Annotated in this window: 20 protein-coding genes; 13 read left to right on the top strand and 7 right to left on the bottom strand. The window is 62.0% G+C overall.

Annotation, left to right across the window (positions count from 1 at the left end; all coding sequences use genetic code 11):
- The first annotated feature begins 38 nt into the window (after positions 1-38).
- Entirely contained in the window at positions 39-1,010 is a 972-nt protein-coding gene (locus tag MLC59_RS07390) for a metallophosphoesterase (RefSeq protein ID WP_248232868.1), read from the top strand.
- 7 nt (positions 1,011-1,017) lie between these two features.
- On the opposite strand, the gene MLC59_RS07385 is transcribed toward MLC59_RS07390, so the two are convergent.
- The 3 genes from MLC59_RS07385 to exaC form a co-directional block, all read right to left on the bottom strand.
- Complete coding sequence (locus tag MLC59_RS07385) at positions 1,018-1,497, bottom strand: CDP-archaeol synthase (RefSeq protein ID WP_248232866.1); 480 nt, start codon at positions 1,495-1,497, stop codon at positions 1,018-1,020.
- A 20-nt stretch (positions 1,498-1,517) separates the two neighbouring features.
- Positions 1,518-2,897: a class II fumarate hydratase gene (locus MLC59_RS07380; RefSeq protein WP_248232864.1), complete on the bottom strand. Its 1,380-nt coding sequence runs from the start codon at positions 2,895-2,897 to the stop codon at positions 1,518-1,520.
- 198 nt (positions 2,898-3,095) lie between these two features.
- A complete protein-coding gene (exaC, locus tag MLC59_RS07375; RefSeq protein WP_248232862.1) occupies positions 3,096-4,616 on the bottom strand; it encodes an acetaldehyde dehydrogenase ExaC in 1,521 nt (506 codons plus the stop codon).
- A gap of 239 nt (positions 4,617-4,855) precedes the next feature.
- Here exaC and MLC59_RS07370 point away from each other — a divergent pair, with 239 nt between their 5' ends.
- On the top strand, positions 4,856-5,533 hold the full coding sequence (locus MLC59_RS07370; protein ID WP_248232861.1) for a response regulator: 678 nt from the start codon (positions 4,856-4,858) through the stop codon (positions 5,531-5,533).
- A 13-nt stretch (positions 5,534-5,546) separates the two neighbouring features.
- Here the strand turns inward: MLC59_RS07370 and MLC59_RS07365 are convergent, their stop codons facing one another.
- Genes MLC59_RS07365 through MLC59_RS07355 form a run of 3 tightly spaced genes read right to left on the bottom strand, consistent with a single transcriptional unit; the run spans position 5,547 to position 9,139 of the window.
- The gene (locus MLC59_RS07365) at positions 5,547-6,485 is read right to left on the bottom strand and encodes a sensor histidine kinase (RefSeq protein ID WP_248232859.1); all 939 of its coding nucleotides are present in this window, start codon (positions 6,483-6,485) and stop codon (positions 5,547-5,549) included.
- A gap of 11 nt (positions 6,486-6,496) precedes the next feature.
- Positions 6,497-7,663 (bottom strand): nitric oxide-sensing protein NosP, encoded by a 1,167-nt coding sequence (gene nosP, locus MLC59_RS07360; RefSeq protein ID WP_248232857.1) that lies wholly within the window; start codon positions 7,661-7,663, stop codon positions 6,497-6,499.
- 36 nt (positions 7,664-7,699) lie between these two features.
- Positions 7,700-9,139 (bottom strand): WSD1 family O-acyltransferase, encoded by a 1,440-nt coding sequence (locus tag MLC59_RS07355; RefSeq protein ID WP_248232855.1) that lies wholly within the window; start codon positions 9,137-9,139, stop codon positions 7,700-7,702.
- Between the two features lie 317 nt (positions 9,140-9,456).
- Here MLC59_RS07355 and MLC59_RS07350 point away from each other — a divergent pair, with 317 nt between their 5' ends.
- Entirely contained in the window at positions 9,457-10,392 is a 936-nt protein-coding gene (locus MLC59_RS07350; RefSeq protein ID WP_248232854.1) for an alpha/beta hydrolase, read from the top strand.
- Position 10,393: 1 nt separating this feature from the next.
- Here MLC59_RS07350 and MLC59_RS07345 read toward each other — a convergent pair whose 3' ends face one another.
- Complete coding sequence (locus MLC59_RS07345) at positions 10,394-10,669, bottom strand: polyhydroxyalkanoic acid system family protein (protein ID WP_248232851.1); 276 nt, start codon at positions 10,667-10,669, stop codon at positions 10,394-10,396.
- A 204-nt stretch (positions 10,670-10,873) separates the two neighbouring features.
- On the opposite strand from MLC59_RS07345, the gene ubiE reads away from it, so the two are divergent.
- The 10 genes from ubiE to MLC59_RS07295 all read left to right on the top strand — a co-directional run bounded on the left by ubiE (position 10,874) and on the right by MLC59_RS07295 (position 19,491).
- Complete coding sequence (gene ubiE / locus MLC59_RS07340; protein ID WP_248232850.1) at positions 10,874-11,680, top strand: bifunctional demethylmenaquinone methyltransferase/2-methoxy-6-polyprenyl-1,4-benzoquinol methylase UbiE; 807 nt, start codon at positions 10,874-10,876, stop codon at positions 11,678-11,680.
- A complete protein-coding gene (locus MLC59_RS07335; protein ID WP_248232846.1) occupies positions 11,680-12,333 on the top strand; it encodes a ubiquinone biosynthesis accessory factor UbiJ in 654 nt (217 codons plus the stop codon). The genes ubiE and MLC59_RS07335 overlap by 1 nt, the downstream gene beginning before the upstream one ends.
- Complete coding sequence (gene ubiB / locus MLC59_RS07330; RefSeq protein ID WP_248232844.1) at positions 12,330-13,976, top strand: ubiquinone biosynthesis regulatory protein kinase UbiB; 1,647 nt, start codon at positions 12,330-12,332, stop codon at positions 13,974-13,976. Before MLC59_RS07335 ends, ubiB begins: the two co-directional genes overlap by 4 nt.
- A 44-nt stretch (positions 13,977-14,020) precedes the next feature.
- Complete coding sequence (gene hisI, locus MLC59_RS07325) at positions 14,021-14,455, top strand: phosphoribosyl-AMP cyclohydrolase (RefSeq protein ID WP_248232842.1); 435 nt, start codon at positions 14,021-14,023, stop codon at positions 14,453-14,455.
- Positions 14,448-14,777, top strand: coding sequence for a phosphoribosyl-ATP diphosphatase (locus MLC59_RS07320; protein WP_248232832.1), 330 nt, complete (start codon positions 14,448-14,450; stop codon positions 14,775-14,777). Before hisI ends, MLC59_RS07320 begins: the two co-directional genes overlap by 8 nt.
- A 99-nt stretch (positions 14,778-14,876) precedes the next feature.
- Positions 14,877-15,113, top strand: a complete 237-nt coding sequence (gene tatA, locus MLC59_RS07315) for a Sec-independent protein translocase subunit TatA (protein ID WP_248232829.1) — start codon at positions 14,877-14,879, stop codon at positions 15,111-15,113.
- An 11-nt stretch (positions 15,114-15,124) separates the two neighbouring features.
- A complete protein-coding gene (gene tatB / locus MLC59_RS07310) occupies positions 15,125-15,667 on the top strand; it encodes a Sec-independent protein translocase protein TatB (RefSeq protein ID WP_248232812.1) in 543 nt (180 codons plus the stop codon).
- Positions 15,664-16,443, top strand: a complete 780-nt coding sequence (tatC, locus tag MLC59_RS07305; RefSeq protein WP_248232793.1) for a twin-arginine translocase subunit TatC — start codon at positions 15,664-15,666, stop codon at positions 16,441-16,443. Before tatB ends, tatC begins: the two co-directional genes overlap by 4 nt.
- On the top strand, positions 16,440-17,159 hold the full coding sequence (locus tag MLC59_RS07300) for a 16S rRNA (uracil(1498)-N(3))-methyltransferase (protein WP_248232784.1): 720 nt from the start codon (positions 16,440-16,442) through the stop codon (positions 17,157-17,159). The genes tatC and MLC59_RS07300 overlap by 4 nt, the downstream gene beginning before the upstream one ends.
- 154 nt (positions 17,160-17,313) lie before the next feature.
- Complete coding sequence (locus MLC59_RS07295) at positions 17,314-19,491, top strand: TonB-dependent receptor (RefSeq protein ID WP_248232745.1); 2,178 nt, start codon at positions 17,314-17,316, stop codon at positions 19,489-19,491.
- Position 19,492 lies beyond the last annotated feature (1 nt).

The raw sequence follows: 19,492 nt of genomic DNA, 5'->3' as shown, positions 1-19,492 counted from the left end.
TTCATGGCCCCTGACAACAATGGCTCGGACAACCAGACATGACCGCACAGGCTCCCATACCCAAGGATGATGACTGGCTGCGTTATCGACTCAGCCTCAGGCTGGGGGCAGTCCATGCCCGACAGCGACTCAGCATCGAACAGGAGTCGGAGCAGCGGGTCACCGGCCGTGACCACCGCTCGTTTCACCTGGAGAACCTGTATAGTGCCCACGGCTTCATCCGCACCTGCCTGAAACTGTCCGGCCTGCTGAAGCGGGGGCAAAGCAACAGCCGGCGCCTGCGCACGGTTGAGCACCGCTTCCCCCTCACCTCACTGCCCGCTGCCTTTGACGGCTTCCGCATCCTTCATTTGACGGACCTCCATGTGGACATGGACCCCGCCAACCTGGAAGCGGTTATTCGGCAGATCGCGCCCCTGGAGTATGACCTCTGTGTGTTGACCGGGGATTACAGAAAGCTGACCTGGGGCCCGGTGGACGCCGCGCTGGAAGGCATGGCGCGGCTCCGGGAAGCGATTCAGGGCGATGCGCTGACGGTTCTGGGCAACCATGACAGTATCCGCATGGTGCCGGCACTGGAGGATATGGGCTACCGGCTACTGCTGAACGAGCACCACGCCATCAAGCGGGGCGACCAGGCCATTTATATTGCTGGCGTGGATGATGCCCATTTCTACAAGGTCCACAATCTGCAAAGGGCCGGGGATGAGATTCCTGAGGGAGCCGTCTCCCTGTTGCTGAGCCATACCCCGGAGATCTGGCGGGAGGCGGCCCACGCCGGCTATGACCTGTTCCTGTGCGGGCACACCCATGGCGGCCAAATCTGCCTGCCGGGTGGGTTGCCCGTCACCCTGGATGCCGACTGCCCCCGGGCCCTTGGGCGCGGCTACTGGCGCCATAACGGCATGCAGGGTTATACCTCTCCGGGCGCGGGTACCTCGGTGGTCAATGTGCGCCTGAACTGTCCGCCGGAAGTCACCATCCACACCCTGACCCGGGGGCCGGATTAGCGTGTCGTCAGTGGGGTTGTTTGCGGATACCCAGCTGATACAGCAAGGGGGAAAACACCATATTGGCGGTCACGAACAGCAGCACGACGCCTGTGGCCTGCCAGAGCGGGAAGTCCCGTTGCCACCAGGCATACCCGACAGGGAGAACTGACTCCGGCAACTGGTCAAGCCCCGAGGCCCGGGCACTGGGCTCCAGCGCCATACGCCGTTTGATAAAACTGCTGAGCAGGTCACCGCCCAGTGCCAGGGCCGCGAAGGCAACGCCGAACAGGACGCCCAACCCCATCACCGGGGCAAGCACCGCACAGGCAAGCACCCCGGATACCAGGCCTCGCCAGGTCTTGCTGCGCCCGAACAGCGGCTGGCCATCACCAAGCCGCATCCCGCCGTCCAGCGGTGCCGAAAGGCGATCATGCAACAGCCTGGCCGCCACCACTGGAGCACCATTGGCCAGGACCAGCAAAAACAGCAGCCAGACTGTGATCATGGATCGGCCTATCTCCGCTATCAGTTGCCAATGCCGCCGCGGGTTAACGCGATCGGGTCCAGCAGTTGCTGCAGTCGCTCACGGCTCAGGCCACTCCTTTCCTCGGCCACGTCAATGATAGAGCGACCGCTGGCGTAGGCCTCCTTGGCGATTTCCGCCGCTTTGGCATAACCGATCTCGGGATTCAGCGCGGTGACCAGTACCGGGTTCCGGCCTACCGCCTCGTCCAGGGTGGCTTCGTTCACGGTGAAGCCTGCGATCGCCTTGTCGCCCAGCAAACGGGCGCTGTTGGCAAGCAGGTTCCCCATATCCAGCAGGTTGGCTCCCACCAGTGGCAGCATCACATTGAGCTGGAAATTCCCGGACTGGCCGGCAATCGCCACCGCGCTGTCCAACCCCATGACCTGGGCCGAGGCCATGGCAACGGACTCGGGAATCACCGGGTTGACCTTGCCAGGCATGATGGAGCTGCCCGGTTGCAACGCCGGCAGGCTGATTTCCGCCAGGCCGTGAATCGGACCGCTGTTCATCCAGCGCAGGTCGTTGGCGATTTTCATCAGCACGATAGCCATGCCCCGGAACTGGGCAGACAGGTTCACGGGGCCATCGATGGCGCTCTGGCTCACGAACTTGTGTTCCATCTCCCGGAAACGGAAGCCGGTGAGCTGATGCATGACCTTTGCGAACTCGCCGGCGAAGCGGGTATCAGCGTTGACGCCCGTGCCCACGGCGGTGCCGCCTTGCGGAATAGCCAGCAGCTCCTCGCTGCTGTGTTCCAGGCGCCGCCCGGCACCTTCAAGCTGCTCACGCCAGGTTCGCAGTTCCTGGCCAAGGGTGACCGGCATGGCATCCATCAGGTGGGTTCGACCGGTCTTGACCTGGCCGAGCAAAAGGTTCTCCCGCTCGTAGATGATGCCCTGCAAATGGGTCAACGCCGGCAGCACGGATGCCTGCAGCGACTTCACCGCACTCACATGGATAGCCGTTGGGATCACGTCGTTGGAGCTCTGGCTCATGTTGACGTGGTCGTTGGGGTTCACTTCCAGTTCTTCGGTACTGGCCAGCCTCGCCAGAACCTCGTTGACGTTCATGTTGGTGCTGGTGCCGGAGCCTGTCTGGTAGCGGTCCACCGGGAACTGGTCATCCAGTCCACCCTGTAGGACCCGGTCGCAGGCCGAGGTGATGGCAGTGTAGCGGTCACCATCCAGCAGGTTCAGGCGATGGTTGGCTTCCGCGGCGGCTTTCTTGACCAGCACCACGGCTTCGATAAAGCCCGGGGGCATGGGCTGGCCGCTCACCGGGAAATTGTCGACGGCCCTCTGGGTCTGGGCGCCCCACAGTGCGTTCGCGGGCACCCTTACCTCACCCAGACTGTCTTTTTCGATCCTGGTGTCGCTCATACCTTGCCTCCTGACGTGGTGTGCTTTTCATCCATACGCATACTTTTAGACATTGGGATCAGTGGAGGCAACCGCAACCCTGCAAACAAAAAAGGCCGATACCGGCCCCTGCGTTCATACAGGGGCCGGTCGGCCAGGGAGTACCACCGGACAGGCCATCGCGTCCTGCCCGAGGTGGTTCGTTAAATTGTCAGGCTGTCAGAAAAAGCCCAGCGGGTTGATGTCGTAGCTGACCAGCATGTTCTTGGTCTGCTGGTAGTGCTCCAGCACCATCTTGTGGGTTTCACGGCCGACACCGGACTTCTTGTAGCCACCGAAGGCCGCATGGGCGGGATAGGCGTGGTAGCAGTTCATCCACACCCGGCCTGCCTGGATGCCACGCCCCATGCGATAGGCCCGGTTGGTGTCCCGGGTCCAGACGCCGGCGCCTAGACCAAACTCGGTGTCGTTGGCAATGGCCAGCGCTTCCGCCTCATCCTTGAAGGTGGTGACACCCACCACTGGCCCGAAGATTTCCTCCTGGAACACCCGCATGCTGTTCTCACCCTTGAGCAGGGTGGGCTGGATATAGAAGCCGCTGTTGAACTCCACACCCAGGTCTTCCTTGTCACCGCCGATCAGCACCTGGGCGCCCTCTTCCCGGCCGATGGCCAGGTAGGACATGATCTTGTCGAACTGCTCCTTGCTGGCCTGGGCACCCACCTGCACGTCGGTGTCCAGGGGATTGCCGCGTTTGATGGTCTTGGTGCGTTCAATCACCCGGGCAATAAACTCATCATAGATGTCTTCCTGGATCAGCGCCCGGGAGGGACAGGTACATACTTCACCCTGGTTGAAGAACGCCAGCACCAGGCCTTCCGCCGCCTTGTCGATAAAGTCCGGCTCTGCCTGCATGATGTCGGAGAAGTAGATGTTCGGAGACTTGCCGCCCAGCTCTACGGTGGAGGGAATGATGTTCTCGGCGGCGCACTTCATGATGTGAGCACCCACCGGGGTGGAGCCGGTGAAGGCGATCTTGGCGATACGCTGGCTGGACGCCAGGGCCTGGCCCGCTTCGGCACCATAGCCGTTGACCACGTTGAGCACGCCCGGTGGCAGCAGGTCACCGATCAGCTCCATCAGCACCAGGATGGAGGCCGGGGTCTGCTCTGCCGGTTTGAGTACCGTGCAGTTACCGGCGGCCAGGCAGGGTGCCAGCTTCCAGGTGGCCATCAGCAGGGGGAAGTTCCAGGGGATAATCTGGCCCACCACACCCAGGGGTTCGTGGAAATGGTAGGCCACCGTGTTGGCGTCGATCTCACCCAGGTGACCTTCCTGGGCCCGGATGCAACCGGCGAAATACCGGAAGTGATCCACCGCCAGGGGAATATCGGCATTGAGGGTTTCCCGCACCGCCTTGCCGTTGTCCCAGGTCTCGGCCACGGCCAGTTTTTCCAGGTTCTGCTCCATGCGGTCGGCGATTTTCAGCAGGATGTTGGAGCGCTCCTGCACGGAAGTCTTGCCCCAGGCCGGCGCGGCCTTGTGGGCGGCGTCCAGCGCCAGGTCGATATCTTCTGCGGTAGAGCGGGGAATGCGGCAGAAAGCCTCACCAGTCACCGGGGTAATGTTGTCGAAGTACTGGCCCTTGACCGGGGCGACCCATTCACCGCCGATGTAATTCTCGTATTGCTGCTTGTAGGAGACGACAGAGCCGTCCTTGCCGGGTTGTGCGTAGATCATGGCTGTCACCTTGTTGTTGTGGCTTGATATGCCAGCAATCACCATAGTCCGGGTGAAGACGTCCGGGTATGGTGCCTTCGCCTTGTCCGGCCTCCTTCTTTGGTCGTAGACCCTTGGTCACATCCCACCTTGTGGGCTGCCAGGAACACAGGTTTCGAGGTATTCTCCCCGTGAGTGGTCGGTCAGGCCCGATATCCGACGACGCCAATAACGATAAAAACCACTGGAAGGGCGCTTTGATGAACCCGTCACCAAAGATCCTCATCGTGGATGACCATCCCCTGTTCCGGGAGGCCATGGCACTGGTCATCACCACCGAGCTCCCCGGCGCGCAGCTGAGCGAAGCCAGCACCCTCCCCGCTGCGGTAGAGTGCCTCACCAGCGGACCGGTGCCCGACCTGGTACTGCTGGACCTGAACCTGCCTGGCGTACACGGACTGGAAGGCCTGGCTCAGGTGAGCGCTACAGCGCCCGAAGCTCCGGTAGTCATCATCTCCGCCGAAGAAGACAAGCAACTTATCCTGCAGGCCATCAATGCGGGCGCGATGGGTTTTATCACCAAGTCTGCACCGCGGGAGCGGATGCGGCAGGCCCTGAGGCAGGTGCTTGACGGAAACATCTACCTGCCACCGGACATTATCCGGGGCAGTACCCCGGGCGGACCGGGATCCGGGCATACAACGCCGATCTCCGAAGACGCCCTGAACCGCCTGACAGAGCGCCAGTTGCGGGTACTGGAGCGAATGGCCCTGGGGGAAAGTAACAAACAGATCGCCTGGGCCCTGAACATCACCGAGACCACGGTAAAAACCCATGTTTCGGCGATCCTTGGCAAGCTGGGGGTGAACAACCGGGTGCAGGCCATACTGGCCGCCGGGGAATGGCTGGAAGACCGCAAGGCCCGGCACAGGGAGTAGCCGCCAGGTCTGCTCAGTCCGACGTTATCAGCGGTACAGCGATAGCGAAGCGGGAGCCCTTTCCGGGACGGGATACCACGGTCACCGGATGGTCAAGCAGGGTGGCGATGCGGTCCACGATGGCCAGGCCCAGCCCCAGGCCAGCATCCGGCGGGGCATCACCGGGCCGCACCCGGCGGAACTCCTGGAAAATGTCTGCCAGTTGATGGGCTTCGATGCCCGGCCCGGTATCCCACATCTGGATTTCCAGTTGCCGGTCACGGCGCCTGCAACCGAGCAGGATGCCGCCAGCATCCGTATAGCGCAGCGCATTGCTGAAAAAATTACGCAGCACCCGGGCCAGCAAGCGTGAATCCGTCCAGACCCGGCCATCCAGGGCCACGTACCGGAAATCCAGGCCCTTGTCTGCCGCCAGCTGGCTGAACTCCCGCGCCAGGTTGTCCAGCAGGTCGGTAAGGTCAAAGCTGGACGGATCAGGTTCGATGACCCCGGCATCCAGCCGTGATATGTCCACCAGGGTACCCAGCAGGTGATCCACCGCTTCCAGCGACGACCCCAGGGAGCGCACCAGCCCGGCGGCCCTGCCCTCCAGCCCCTCTTCGGTCAGTGCACCGGTAAACAGCCGGGCCGCGTTCAGGGGCTGCAGCAGGTCATGGCTGACCGCTGCGAGAAAGCGGGACTTGGAATGGTTCGCCTGTTCTGCCTCGGCCCGGGCCTGTTCCAGGGCACTGTTGCTCTCCCGCAGGTCATCCATCAGTTGGTTCAGGGCCTCGGTACGCTCCCGCACCTGCTCCGCCAGCATCACCGAGTGCTCGAACACGGCATAAGGGTCCGGCGCCCGGCTCGAGCCGGATTCCACGTGGGCAATCAGGGCATCGCGGATCTTGCGCAGGCGGGTGTTTTCCGCTTCCAGCTCACGGATTCTGGCCTCAGCCAAGGTCGTATCAGGCACGTGTGCTTCCGTCATGGCTGACCAATAACCACGCCGGTGAAGGTCTGGTTCAGGTGAACACCATCAAACTGCTCACCGTAGGTGCTGAAGCCCAGTACACGGTGCTGTTCAAGGAAGTCGGATATCCTGGCCACCTCACCGGCCTGCTCTGCTTCAAGTCGCCGGAGAAAACAGTCGCAGCCGATGGTTACCATCGGTTTGCCCACCGTCGCCTCGGCCTCTTCCAGGCGCCGGCGCAGGTCCTCCCGCAGCGAGCCCGGCGTCATGGGCGTCAGCACGATGCCAGTCTCGACGGCACAGTAAAAGGTGAGGCTCTGGTCGGCGTTCACCCGCTGCACGGACCGGGCGAAGTAGCGATCACCAATACGGACCGCCATGGGTTTGAGGGCAAAAACCTCCCGGCAAAGCTGCTCCGGTGAGACACCCACCGCCCGGGCGTAGGCCACGGCGGCCGGTTCGGCATTTAGCTCATGTACCGTACGGGTCTGGCAGTCCGCCGCTGTCACCACCAGCTTGCGGTCTGTGGGCACCAGGTGATGGGTGGTGAACACCTGGAAGTTCAGCGGGGTGTTGACCAACAGCACGGTGGCGGCTGAGGTATGGAAGCGACCGTCATGGAACACGTGGGTGTTCGCCAGGCGCTCATCGTCACCGGCGGAACCACCAAACTGGGGGATCGCTCCAAGCGCCGCGTTAAGGGACGAGAGCACCAGTTCCTCCCGGCTGGAAAGACCATCCAGCAGCGTCACCGCAAAGGTGTTATCCCGCACTGGCGCCAGGTCGGACTGACGGCAGCGATGGAGCAGGTCATCCACAAGGTGCTGGGCACGGGGCAGGTCAAAGTCCTCCAGGCCTTCAATCAGCGCGGCCTGGACCGAGAACCAGCGACGATCAAGGCCGATCGCCGCGATGGATCCCCGCTCGTATCCCCGGGGCGTGATCTCACCGGCGGACGTGCAGCCGGACAGGGTAATACCCTGAAATCCATCGGCCATGGCTTCGGCCAGTCGGTTCAGGTCATATTCTGCGGAACAGAAAAAGAGGACAGCCCCCAGCGTGGGCGACTGCAGGGCCTGTTTCAGCTCGGCAACGGCGATCACCGGGTCACGTGCAGAGGTACTGGCGGTGACCACGGGCGCACCGTCGGTGCGGGGCCTGGCGAAAGCGGTGGCATGCATGGAAATGCCTGTTTTGTTCTTATGGGTATCTTCGAATTACAGCAGAGCATCCCCCAGCTCGTCCAGTTCCCTGACGCACCGGGCCAGGAAGCGGTCGGGATCCGGCACAATGGCTTCGTCTGCCACCACCCCGAACTGAACATTGCCGGCGTAACTGACAATACTGACCCCCAGGCCGATCTCACCCGCCTGGGGCACCCAGAACATCTGCTCAGTAATCTGGTGGCCGGCCAGGTACCGGGGCTCACGGGTGCCGGGCACGTTGGAGACTACGGCGCTGGCCTTGCGGAAAAACAGGTCGGAAATGGGCTGCCGTAATGATGCCGGCAACAGCGACGCCAGGCCACTGAGCCCCCAGCCCATCAGCGGTTGCCAGCTGCGTTTGAGACGACGGGTTTCGTGCTTGATACGCCAGAGGCGCTCCAGGGCGAAGCCACCGTCCACCGGCATGGGCACAAAGATGGTGCCGAAATAATTACCGGGCATGTGTCTGACCGGACGCAGGGCCTCGGGCAATGCCCGGCGTATATCCACCGGCACGGCAGCATGCACCACCGATTGTTTAAGGGCACTGCCAGACACCCCCATGGCATCGCGCATGGCGGCGGCCACGCAACTGAGCAACACGTCATTGATACTGCAGCCGGAACGCCGGGCCAGGGTCAGGAAGCTGCGCACCGGTACCGGGCCCGACCAGCGGCAGTGGCGGCGACCGAGCAGTGGGCGTTTGAGGTGCGAGGGGGTGTCTTCCGGCTCGGTAACCATGCCGGTCATTTCGTTGATGGCCCGAAGGCTGGTCATCAGACTCTTTTCGAAACCACCGGCCTGGTGCTCCGGGATATCGTCAGTGCTTGCCGAGGCCGGGCCAGGACCGACCGTGCCCTCGCCACGGGGCACCTTACCGCCCTGCAGTCCTGCGCTGAAAGCCTCTCGGCAGGCCTGCATCACCTTTGGCCAGCGACGGGCGGTATAGCGTTCCTTGTTGCCATAACTTTGCGGATGCTCACCAGGCGAGCGGGTGCAAATGCTGTCGAACACATCCAGCAACGACATGCCATCGCCGTAACAGTGATGAATGCGGAACAACAGGGCGGTACCCCTCTCGGCGTTGGGCACCAGCCAGAACCCCCACCGGGGCCGGTCCTGCCTGAGGGGCTGGTTCAGGCGCGCAGAGACCCATTGCTGCAGGCGAACTTCATCCATGGCTTCCGGCACCTGGAACAGGTGGTTGGCCAGGTCGAACTTCCGGTCCCACTCCCAGCACCAGCCACAGCTTCGTTGTACCGGGCGCATACGGAAGCGCTCCCACGGCAGCCAGTAACGCTGGATAAAGGCACGCAGTTCCGACAGGGTAAGGCCTGAGACCCGCATCAGTACGGTGATGGTCAGTGGGTTCTGGGGACTTTCGAGGTTCAGCCATGCCGCATCCATCGGCAGCAATCGCAGCGGTTCCCTGTCGTTGGCAGCGTCACTCAAAGTGTTCGGCCCTGGCGGTCTGGATCGGTGTGATGGAGGTCTGATATTTCGCTACCGGCCCGGCACAAGGTCCCGGTTACCGATCCCCGGCATTGTGACAGAGGCAGGAAATCTGCTCCACTTTCTACAATACTCTGTTAGCAGCCCCTGCAGTACCCGCTATGGCGCCCGCCCTGACGCAAGGGTTAATGTACAGGCAGTATCAGGGTACAGGAGAGGCAAGTTCCGGACATTAACAAGGCATGCAGGCACTGCACATTCACAGCGACCCGGTCGTATACTCGGGTCAGGGGCATGTTTCGCCCGGAGGTAAAACCATGAAGGCCAGCCATGTTCGCAAGCTGATCAAACCCATCGAAATTGCCTACTCGGAGATGTTTTCCGGGCAGGTATACCGGGTGGGCAAGGGTGCGGTTTCCGTACGCAACCACAGCAGTGCGGCCACCCATACGGTGATTGGCGTGCATGGCTACCTGGAAAACCACTGCTACTTTACCCAGGCCTACGATGCCCCCACCACCGAACTGATCCTGCTGACCTGCAGCAACTATCACATTCCCGTGAACGGCGTGACGCCGGAAGACGCCCCATGGCAGTCTCCCATCGAGGAAACCGAAGGTACGATAGCCTACGACGCCGAGTTGCTGATCCAGGTGCTGGCCAACCTGCCGACCACCGAACAGGTGCGGATTCACGGCCACTCCCGTGGTGGCGCCGTCATCCTTGAGGCGGCCAGTCGCCGCCCGGACCTGTTCCGTGATGTGGAATTACTGCTGGAGGCCCCGGCACTGCCCCAGGGAAAGACCCATGCCCTGGTGGCCATGATGCTGGAGCCGGTGAGCCACGGCATGTGGCCCTGGCTGATCCGCCTGATCAACGGCGCACCGTCGTCGGTCTACGGGCAGACGTTCTTCGGACGCATGAATCCGCGCAAGAAAAAGCTGCTCGGCAAGCTGTTCTCTTCCACCCGCGACCAGCTCACCATCGTGCGCAACCTGGAAGACGTACTGGCATGGATGGAGCAGACCCCCACCGATATCTACCGGCACGTAAGCCACGGCTGTTTCCTGGTCCCCGGCACTGACCGCATCCTCGACAAGGAAGCCATGCTGGCCAGCGCCCGGGCCTGCAAGACCATGACCATCCTGGAAACAAACGCACCCAGCCACTTCATCGCCCTGGATGACCGCTCACTGATCCCGGGGCTGGATGACCCTGCCTGTTCCGGCGAACCCGGCGCCGCCGGAGCCTGACTCAGGCGATAATCTTGTCCAGCTGGGTGTGGATTTCTTCTTCAATGCGCCCCTTGAAGGGCCGCAGCATCATGCCGAGCTCCAGGTGCACGTGCAGTTCACTGGGCGAAATGTCCAGGTGCCCCTTGACGCCGGAACGGCGAAAACGCATCAGGTCGCCGTCCCACTCATAGTCCACATCGAACTTGCGGGACAGGTCCTGTGCCAGGGATTCCGCCGCCTCGCGGGCATGGGCCTGGTCCAGGGAATGAGCACGGCGAACATCGATGGATGACATGGCAGAAATACCTCCGGAAGTTGATTTGGTGCAAGTTTATGGCCCCGGGCGCCTGCAGACCAGTACCGGTTCGCCCATTGGCAGCCAAAAAACTTTAGACTTGCCCGGAGGTTCCCTAGAATAGGGGCCCGTACGACTCCCTTCCCCGCTGTTTGTGACGGCGTGGAAGCAGGCTACCAACGGCCCGATTTCACAGGATGCCCCATGAGCGAACAGCAGTCAGCCCCCACCTCTGCCCCGGAAACCCCCACCCGGGATAACGGCGTGCAGGATGAGAACACCCACTTCGGCTTCCGGCAGGTACCAAAAAGCCAGAAGGCCAGCCAGGTGGCCAACGTGTTTCATTCGGTGGCGGGCAAGTACGACCTGATGAACGACCTGATGTCCATGGGCATCCACCGGCTGTGGAAACGTTTCACCATCGAGCTCAGCGGCGTCCGGCCCGGCCAGCAGGTGCTGGACATCGCCGGCGGCACTGGCGATCTCACCATGAAGTTCTCCGACCTGGTGGGTCCGGCGGGCCGGGTGGTTCTGGCCGATATCAACGCCTCCATGCTCCAGGTGGGCCGCGACCGGCTCACCGATCGGGGCTACGCCGGTAATATCGAGTACGTCCAGGCAGACGCCGAACACCTGCCCTTCCCGGACAGTACCTTCAATGTGGTGAGCATCGCCTTCGGACTGCGCAACGTGACCGACAAGGACCAGGCCCTGCGGGACATGGCCCGGGTGCTCAAACCCGGCGGCAAGGTCATGGTGCTGGAGTTCTCCACACCGACCAACCCGCTGCTCAGCAAGGCCTATGACACCTACTCCTTCAGCGCCCTGCCACTCATGGGCCAGCTGTTTGCCGGCGATGCCGAGAGCTACCGTTACCTGGCCGAATCCATCCGCATGCACCCGGACCAGGAGACCCTCAAGGGCATGATGGAAGATGCCGGGCTGGTCAACTGCCGCTACTACAACATGACCGGCGGTATCGTGGCACTGCATGTGGGAACCAAGCCCTGATGTCACGGATTCCCACCGTTCACGCGGCCATCACCGGCACACTGGAACTGGCCCTGAACCGGGCGCTGGAGCTGGACCCGGCCGGCCGCCGTGACCTGCTGCGGGCGCTGACCGGACCGGTCTGCTTCCAGGTCAGTGAGCCGGTGAACATGGCGATCTGCCTGCGGGGTAGCGGTCGTGGTGTTACGGTTTCCGGCCTGGTGCCCGATGACCCGGTACTGGTCATTCGTGGCCGTCCACTGGCGCTCGCGGCCCTTGCCCTGGGGGACGAAGGGGCGATCCATGATGGCCGCCTGTCGGTGGAGGGCGATACCGGCCTTGCACAGCAGTTCCAACAAGTGCTGGCAAGGCTCGATCCGGACTGGGAGGCCGCCCTGGCCCGTTATACCGGCGATATCCCGGCCCATTTCCTTGGCCAGCGGATTCGCAGCGGGGTGCGCTGGAGCCGGCAGGCCATGGGTTCTATCAGTGCCAGCGTCGAGGAATACATCCACGAGGAAACCGGCGCCCTGCCCGGCCACCGGGAGCTGGAGCCTACCTTCGAGGCCATCGACCAGCTGAGCCTGGCCACCGAGCGCCTGGAAGCCCGCATCCGCCGACTGGAACAGCCCTCCCGAGCCACCCCTGACCCAACCGGAACGGAGACATCGTGATCCGACTGCAACGCCTGTTCCGCATCGCCTGGGTTTTCTGCAAGTACCGGCTGGATACCTTCCTGCCCATCGCCGAGCTGCCCGGCCCCCTCAAGCTGTTCTTCCTGTTCGCGCCCTGGCATTTCTTTCCCAAGGGCCAGCACAGCCGGGGTGACCGTTTGCGCCTGGCCCTGGAAGAACTCGGGCCGGTGTTCGTCAAGTTCGGGCAGATACTGTCGACCCGTCGCGACCTGCTGCCGGACGACATGGCGGAGTCCCTGCGGCGGCTGCAGGACAACGTCCCCCCATTCTCCAGCGATACCGCCCGGGCGATCATCGAGGACTCCCTCGGCCAGTCGGTGGATGCGCTGTTCGCCGAGTTTTCCCGGGACCCCATGGCCTCGGCCTCGGTGGCACAGGTACACGCCGCCACCATGCCGGACGGCCGCCGCGTGGTGGTCAAGGTCATCCGCCCGGACATCGACCGGGTGATCCACCAGGACCTGGCACTGATGTTCATGATGGCCCGGCTGCTGGAAAAATACTGGTCCGAAGGCCGTCGCCTGCACCCGGTGGATGTGGTGGAAGACTACAAGACCACCATCTATGACGAGCTGAACCTGCAGCGGGAGGCCGCCAACGCCAGCCAACTGCGCCGTAACTTCGAGGGCTCACCGCTGATCTACATTCCCACCATCGACTGGGACTACACCACCAAGCGGGTGCTGGTCATGGAACGTATCAGTGGTATCCCCATTGCCGACGTGGAGGCCCTACGCGCCGCCGGCGTGGATATGAAGGTACTGGCGGAAAAGGGTGTAGAAATCTTCTTTACCCAGGTCTTCCGGGACAGCTTCTTCCATGCCGATATGCACCCGGGCAATATATTCGTAGATGCGAGCAACCCTGCCGATCCCCGTTATATCGCCATCGACTTCGGTATTGTCGGCACCCTGGCACCGGATGACCTCAGCTACCTGGCCCGTAACCTGCTCGCCTTCTTCCGCCGGGACTACCGCCAGGTGGCAGAGCTGCACATCCAGTCCGGCTGGGTGCCGCCGGAAACCCGGGTCAACGAGTTCGAAGCGGCCATCCGCACCGTGTGTGAGCCCATTTTCGAGCGGCCACTGAAAGACATTTCCTTCGGCCACTTCCTGCTGCGCTTGTTCCAGACCGCCCGACGCTTCAATATGGAAGTCCAGCCCCAGCTGGTGTTGTTGCAGAAAACCCTGCTCAATGTGGAGGGCCTGGGGCGCCAGCTATACCCGGAACTGGACCTGTGGAGCACGGCGCAGCCCTTCCTGGAAAACTGGATGCGCAAGCGCATCGGACCCACCGGCCTGTTCCAGACCCTGCAGTCACGGCTGCCTTCCTGGCTCGAGCAGTCCCCGGAAATGCCGCAACTGGTGCATGACACGCTGGTACAGTTGCGTAATGCCGGCAGCGGCCAGCCGATCCGGCAGGAAATCCGCGCCGCCGAAAAGGCCCGCGCACGACGCAACGACCGACGCTGGCGACGGCTGGTAGCCGCTGCGTTACTGGTGGCCGGTGCCTGGCTGGGCGCCACGGGGCAACTGGAGCCAATGGCGCAGGACATGCCCTGGTACGGCTGGGCCATGGTGGCCGGTGCAACCTGGCTGGTGGCCAGGGGTGGCCGGCGCTGACCTGTCCCATCACGGTCAAACTTAACTTTACAGACGTCATGAAAATGCAAGATTCAACCAATAGCGTAACGGCATCCGACTGGCTTGATACCATCCGCTGGAACGATGACGGGCTGGCCCCTGCCATCGCACAGGACGCCGACACGGGTGATATCCTGATGATGGCCTGGATGAACCGGGAGTCCCTGGAACTGACCGCCCGGGAACAGCAGGCCATCTACTGGTCCCGCTCCCGGGGCAAGCTCTGGCGCAAGGGTGAGAGCTCGGGGCATGAACAACGGGTGCGGGAGATCCGCCTGGATTGCGACGAAGACGTGATCCTGCTGAAGGTAGAACAACGCGGCGGCATTGCCTGTCATACCGGGCGTCGCAGCTGCTTCTACCGGGTACTGGATGGCGGCCAGTGGGTCGCTACCGACCCGGTTCTGAAAGACCCGGACAGCATTTACGGAACAGGAGGCCACAACAACCATGAGTGATGTACTGGAACAACTGAGCCGGGTACTGGAAGCCCGCAAGGCTGCCGACCCGGACAGCTCCTACGTGGCCAGCCTCCACGCCAAGGGCCTCAACAAGATCCTCGAGAAGGTGGGCGAGGAATGTACCGAGACCCTGATCGCCGCCAAGGACGCCGAGCATTCCGGCAAGACCGACGACCTGGTCTACGAAACCACCGATCTGTGGTTCCATACACTGGTCATGCTGTCACGGTTTGGACTCGGAGCTGATGATATCCTTGGAGAATTGAGCCGACGCTTCGACCTGTCGGGGCTGGAAGAGAAAGCCAGCCGGGATCAGTAATCAAACAAGACACCGGAGTACTCCTTCTGGGGTGTTCGGATACCTGCGCCGTTGGCGTACAATTGAGTTCAGGCAAGTTAACCAAAGGGGTCCTGAGAGATGGGTATTAGTATCTGGCAACTTCTGATTGTTCTGGGCATTGTGATTCTGTTGTTCGGAACCAAGAAGCTGCGCAATATCGGCACTGACCTTGGTGGTGCCATCCGGGGCTTCAAGAAGTCCATGAACGATGACGACGACGGCCAGACAGAAAAGACTGACTCCCTTGAAAAAGGTGAGGAGTCCAAGGCCTACAGCGCCAGCGCCGAGAAATCTGACGAAAAAACCCATAGCTGAGTCGTCGCTGCATGTTCGATATCGGCTTTATTGAGCTGGTGATCTGCGCCATCATCGCCTTGCTGGTCCTGGGGCCGGAGCGTTTGCCCGTGGCTGCCCGCACCGCCGGTCGATGGGTTGGCAGTGCCCGTCGCATGGTCAGCCAGTTCACCACTGAACTGGACCGCCAGCTCAAGGCCGATGAACTGCGCAAGGAGCTCCGAAAGGCGGGTGATATTGGCCTGGAAGACGTGGAAAAAAGCGTGCGGGGTGCCCTGGACGAAGCGAAGGAATACGAGAAGATGATTCTCTCGGACAAGGACACCGGCAAGGCCCGCTCCGCACCGGCAAAACGCAGAATGGCCGACACGGCCGGAGATTCCAGCGAGATCACCGCAAAGGACGATGCTACCGCGGACGACCGTCAGCGCACACGTGACTGGCAGCCCCCTGAGGCAGGTCATGACCCCCACGCCGTGATCCGGAAAGACCAGCAGCCCCCGGCATCACCCTCCCACGGCTCTGACGACGGAAACGGGGAAACACCGAACGACAAACCGGAACGCCATTCATGAGTTCAGCCTCCCCGGGCCAGTTACCACCTGAAGAACAGCAGGAAATGCCCCTGATCGAGCACCTGCTGGAACTGCGTAACCGTCTGTTGAAGATGGTCCTCGCCGTGCTGCTGTGCTTTGCGGTGCTGTTTCCGTTCCGCAACGAGCTCTACCTGATTATGGCCGGCCCGTTGATGGAACTGCTGCCGGTGGGCCAGAGCATGATTGCCACCGACATTACCGCCACGTTCTTTGCGCCCATGAAGCTGGCGCTGGTGCTGGCCGTGTTTGTGGCCATCCCGGTCATTCTTTACCAGCTCTGGGCCTTTATTGCCCCCGGCTTGTACGCCCACGAGAAAAAGCTGGCGTTTCCCATCCTGTTCTCGTCGATACTGCTGTTCTATCTGGGCGCCGTGTTCGCCTACTACGTGGTGTTTCCGCTGGTGTTCAACTTCTTTACTGCCATCGGCCCGGAAGGCATTGTTGAGCTGCCGGATATCACCAGCTACCTGAATTTCGTGCTGAAGATGTTCTTTGCCTTTGGCGTCGCCTTCGAAATACCCATCGCGACCATCCTGATGATCCTGTCCGGTGCCACAACGCCCAGGGACCTCGCCGCCAAGCGTCCCTACGTGGTGGTCGGCTGTTTTATTATCGGCATGCTGCTGACACCACCGGACCTGATTTCCCAGACGCTGCTGGCGGTACCCATGTGGCTGCTGTTCGAGATTGGTATTCTGTTCGGCTACCTGGCCGTTCGTCACCGGCCGGATGACGGCTACCCTGACGACGTATGAACCTGGCCCTGCTGTCCGCCGGTGACCTGACCGGCGAGCATTCGGCGCGGCTGACCGGGCGGCGCCGTGACCACTTGGTAACTGTCCTCAAGGCCAGCGAAGGCGACACCCTGCCTGTCGGGCTGGAAGACGGGCCCATGGGAACCGGCACCATTACGCGGCTCACCGATGAGGCCGCTGAACTCGCCCTGAACCTCGACCAGTCTGCACCGACACCCCTGCCCCTGACCCTGGTACTGGCCATGCCCCGCCCCAAGATGTTCCGGCGGGTACTCCAGACCGTAGCGTCCCTCGGTATCAAGGATATCTGGCTGATCAACAGCTACAAGGTGGAAAAAAGCTTCTGGCAAACCCCCTGGCTGCAACCGGATCACCTGCGGGAGAATCTCACCCTGGGCCTTGAGCAGGCGATGGATACCGCGATGCCCCGGGTGCATATCCGCCAGCGCTTCAAGCCCTTTGTGGAGGACGAGTTACCTGCATTGCTCACCGGCCGCCCGGGGCTGGTCGCCCATCCGGGCACCCGCACACCCTGCCCGGTTAACCTGGACCGACCCGCTACTCTGTGTATCGGCCCGGAAGGCGGCTTCATTCCCTATGAAGTGGACAAGCTGATAGAGGCAGGCTGCGAGGGCATACACCTTGGCCCGCGGATCCTGCGGGTGGAAACTGCCGTGCCTGTACTGGTCAGCCGTTTGTACGACCCCTGCCAGTAATCCGGTCCCTGATAGCGCCCCCCCAAGCCTTCTACCTGTTGCCCTTCCGGTCATGGCAAACCGTCCGTTTCTCCTTCGACTCAAAGCCAATTGTATTGAATCTTTATGAGAATCATTTACACTTGCGCTTTATTTGCATAAGGAGAAACACGTAATGCCGGTACCAATGTTTGCACAACGAACCCTGCTGTCGCTGGCGGTCGCCGCCCCCCTGACACTGCATGCAGCTCCCCAGTCGCTGGACGAACTGGTCGTCGTCGGTAGCCGCTCGCCAGCGCAGATCAGCCAGGTACCCGGGACGGTCTGGGTACTGGAGGGTGAGGACCTGGAAGAACAACTCCGCTCAGGGCAGGACCTGAAAACCGTTGTCGGCAAGTTGGTACCCGGCATGGACCTGGCACCTGAAACCCGCACCAACTACGGCCAGAATATGCGGGGGCGCAGCGTACTGGTCATGATCGACGGCGTTTCCCTGAACGGCTCCCGGGGGCTGAGTCGTCAGTTTGACTCCATCGATCCGTTCAACGTGGAGCGGATTGAAGTGCTCTCCGGTGCCACGGCAATCTACGGTGGCGGCAGCACAGGCGGCATCGTCAACATCATCACCAAAAAGGGTGAGCAAGGCGATGCCCGTTTCAGCACCGAACTGGGCGCTGCCAGCGGCTTCAACAACACCGAGGATCGCAAGTTCCGGGTGGGTCAGTCCATCGCCGGGGGCAACGACACCATCAAGGGTCGGCTTGCCATCGCCGCCCAGGACAATGGTGCCATGTACGATGGAGACGGCGAACGCATCATGCCGGACATTTCCCAGACCGACCTGCAATACAACCGCAGCGTCGACGTGCTGGGCAGCACCCGGATCCGCCTCGATGACAACCAGAGCCTGGACCTGACGGCACAGCTTTACCGTTCCCGCTATGAGGGCGATGACGGTGTCTGGCTGGGGCCTTACCTGACCGAGATTAACAGCCCGGAGATCCGTGACGGCTTTTCCAGCGACCGGGACCCTGAGACAGATCGGTATATGTTCAACCTGTCGTACCAGCACCGGGACTTCCTGGGGCAGACCGCCTACCTGCAAGCTTCCATGCGTAACGAAGAGTCGGCATTCCATCCCTACCCCTACCAGCGGGCTACCCTGCCCCAGAGTTACTTCGGTGCGTCCAGCCAGGAGACTCGCCAGTATCTGATCAAGGGCTTGCTGGCCAAGGATTTCGGAAGCGCCAGGCTCAACTACGGCATCGACCTGGACCGGGAAGACTTCTCGGCATCACAGATGATTTTCGACAACAGCACCTCACTCCCCAGCGGGGGCCTGGTATTCGATGAAGAGTTCACCGTTGATCGCTATCCGGACTACCGGGTTGAGGGCATCGCCGCCTTCCTGCAGGGAGAGTGGGATGTCACCGACAAGCTCCAGCTCAATGCCGGCATTCGCCAGCGCTACGCCCGCCTTGAAATGGAAGACTTCGTAGGCACACAGCAGGCGGTGGAGGCCGAGCGTGGCCTGGTCACCGGCGCTGACGCCATCCCCGGTGGCGACAGCAACTATGATGTCACCCTCCTGAACGCCGGCGCCATCTATAACCTCAGCGATGACCACCAGGTCTGGGCCAATGTCAGCCAGGGCTTTGAAATCCCGGATCCGGGCAAGGTCGCTGGACGGGGCACCTATGAAGAACAGGGCGGTCGCTACGTACTGACCGACTCCCTCAATATCGACGACAACCCGATCCCGGGGCTGGAGACCAACCAGGTCGAACTCGGCTGGCGAACCTACCAGGCTCGCTGGGATGCCCAGGTTGCCGCCTACTACACCTGGTCTGACAAGGAAGCGGTGACCAACCGCACCACCCTGACGGTGGACGTGGAAGACAATAAGTCCCGGGATTATGGCGTGGAAGGTGCCGTGACCTGGCGAGCCACGGACAACTGGGCATTCGGAGGCACCGGTCACTATGTCCGTTCGGAAGTTGAGGACGAAGACGGTGACTGGGAGAAGAACGTGGTCACGGCGGCAAGCCTGCCCAACGCCACCGCCTTCGTTCGCTGGCGGGACGACCTCAACTCGGTGCGCCTGCAGGGCTCAAAAGCCTTCGATATTGATGACGACGCCGGTGACGAGATTGACGGTTACACCACCTTCGACCTGCTCGCGGCACGGCAACTGCCCCTTGGTCGCCTGAACTTCGCCGTCACCAACCTGCTGGATGAGCAGTACGACACCGTCTGGGGTCAGCGGGCGCAACTGTTCTACGGTTTCGAGGACCTGTTCGATTTCAAGGGCCAGGGCCGCACCTACTCCCTGACCTACTCCGTGGACTATTAAT

Source organism: Marinobacter bryozoorum (assembly GCF_023156245.1).
GTDB lineage: Bacteria > Pseudomonadota > Gammaproteobacteria > Pseudomonadales > Oleiphilaceae > Marinobacter > Marinobacter bryozoorum.
Note: the sequence above shows the minus strand (reverse complement) of the source record. Positions and strands in the feature narration are given on the sequence as shown.

Bases quoted from the DNA above. Each gene is read 5' to 3' on its own strand.
- MLC59_RS07390 (WP_248232868.1), top strand. From the start codon at position 39: ATGACCGCACAGGCTCCCATACCCAAGGATGATGACTGGCTGCGTTAT.
- MLC59_RS07385 (WP_248232866.1), bottom strand. From the start codon at position 1,497: ATGATCACAGTCTGGCTGCTGTTTTTGCTGGTCCTGGCCAATGGTGCT.
- MLC59_RS07380 (WP_248232864.1), bottom strand. From the start codon at position 2,897: ATGAGCGACACCAGGATCGAAAAAGACAGTCTGGGTGAGGTAAGGGTG.
- exaC (WP_248232862.1), bottom strand. From the start codon at position 4,616: ATGATCTACGCACAACCCGGCAAGGACGGCTCTGTCGTCTCCTACAAG.
- MLC59_RS07370 (WP_248232861.1), top strand. From the start codon at position 4,856: ATGAACCCGTCACCAAAGATCCTCATCGTGGATGACCATCCCCTGTTC.
- nosP (WP_248232857.1), bottom strand. From the start codon at position 7,663: ATGCATGCCACCGCTTTCGCCAGGCCCCGCACCGACGGTGCGCCCGTG.
- MLC59_RS07350 (WP_248232854.1), top strand. From the start codon at position 9,457: ATGAAGGCCAGCCATGTTCGCAAGCTGATCAAACCCATCGAAATTGCC.
- MLC59_RS07345 (WP_248232851.1), bottom strand. From the start codon at position 10,669: ATGTCATCCATCGATGTTCGCCGTGCTCATTCCCTGGACCAGGCCCAT.
- ubiE (WP_248232850.1), top strand. From the start codon at position 10,874: ATGAGCGAACAGCAGTCAGCCCCCACCTCTGCCCCGGAAACCCCCACC.
- MLC59_RS07335 (WP_248232846.1), top strand. From the start codon at position 11,680: ATGTCACGGATTCCCACCGTTCACGCGGCCATCACCGGCACACTGGAA.
- hisI (WP_248232842.1), top strand. From the start codon at position 14,021: ATGCAAGATTCAACCAATAGCGTAACGGCATCCGACTGGCTTGATACC.
- MLC59_RS07320 (WP_248232832.1), top strand. From the start codon at position 14,448: ATGAGTGATGTACTGGAACAACTGAGCCGGGTACTGGAAGCCCGCAAG.
- tatA (WP_248232829.1), top strand. From the start codon at position 14,877: ATGGGTATTAGTATCTGGCAACTTCTGATTGTTCTGGGCATTGTGATT.
- tatB (WP_248232812.1), top strand. From the start codon at position 15,125: ATGTTCGATATCGGCTTTATTGAGCTGGTGATCTGCGCCATCATCGCC.
- tatC (WP_248232793.1), top strand. From the start codon at position 15,664: ATGAGTTCAGCCTCCCCGGGCCAGTTACCACCTGAAGAACAGCAGGAA.
- MLC59_RS07300 (WP_248232784.1), top strand. From the start codon at position 16,440: ATGAACCTGGCCCTGCTGTCCGCCGGTGACCTGACCGGCGAGCATTCG.
- MLC59_RS07295 (WP_248232745.1), top strand. From the start codon at position 17,314: ATGCCGGTACCAATGTTTGCACAACGAACCCTGCTGTCGCTGGCGGTC.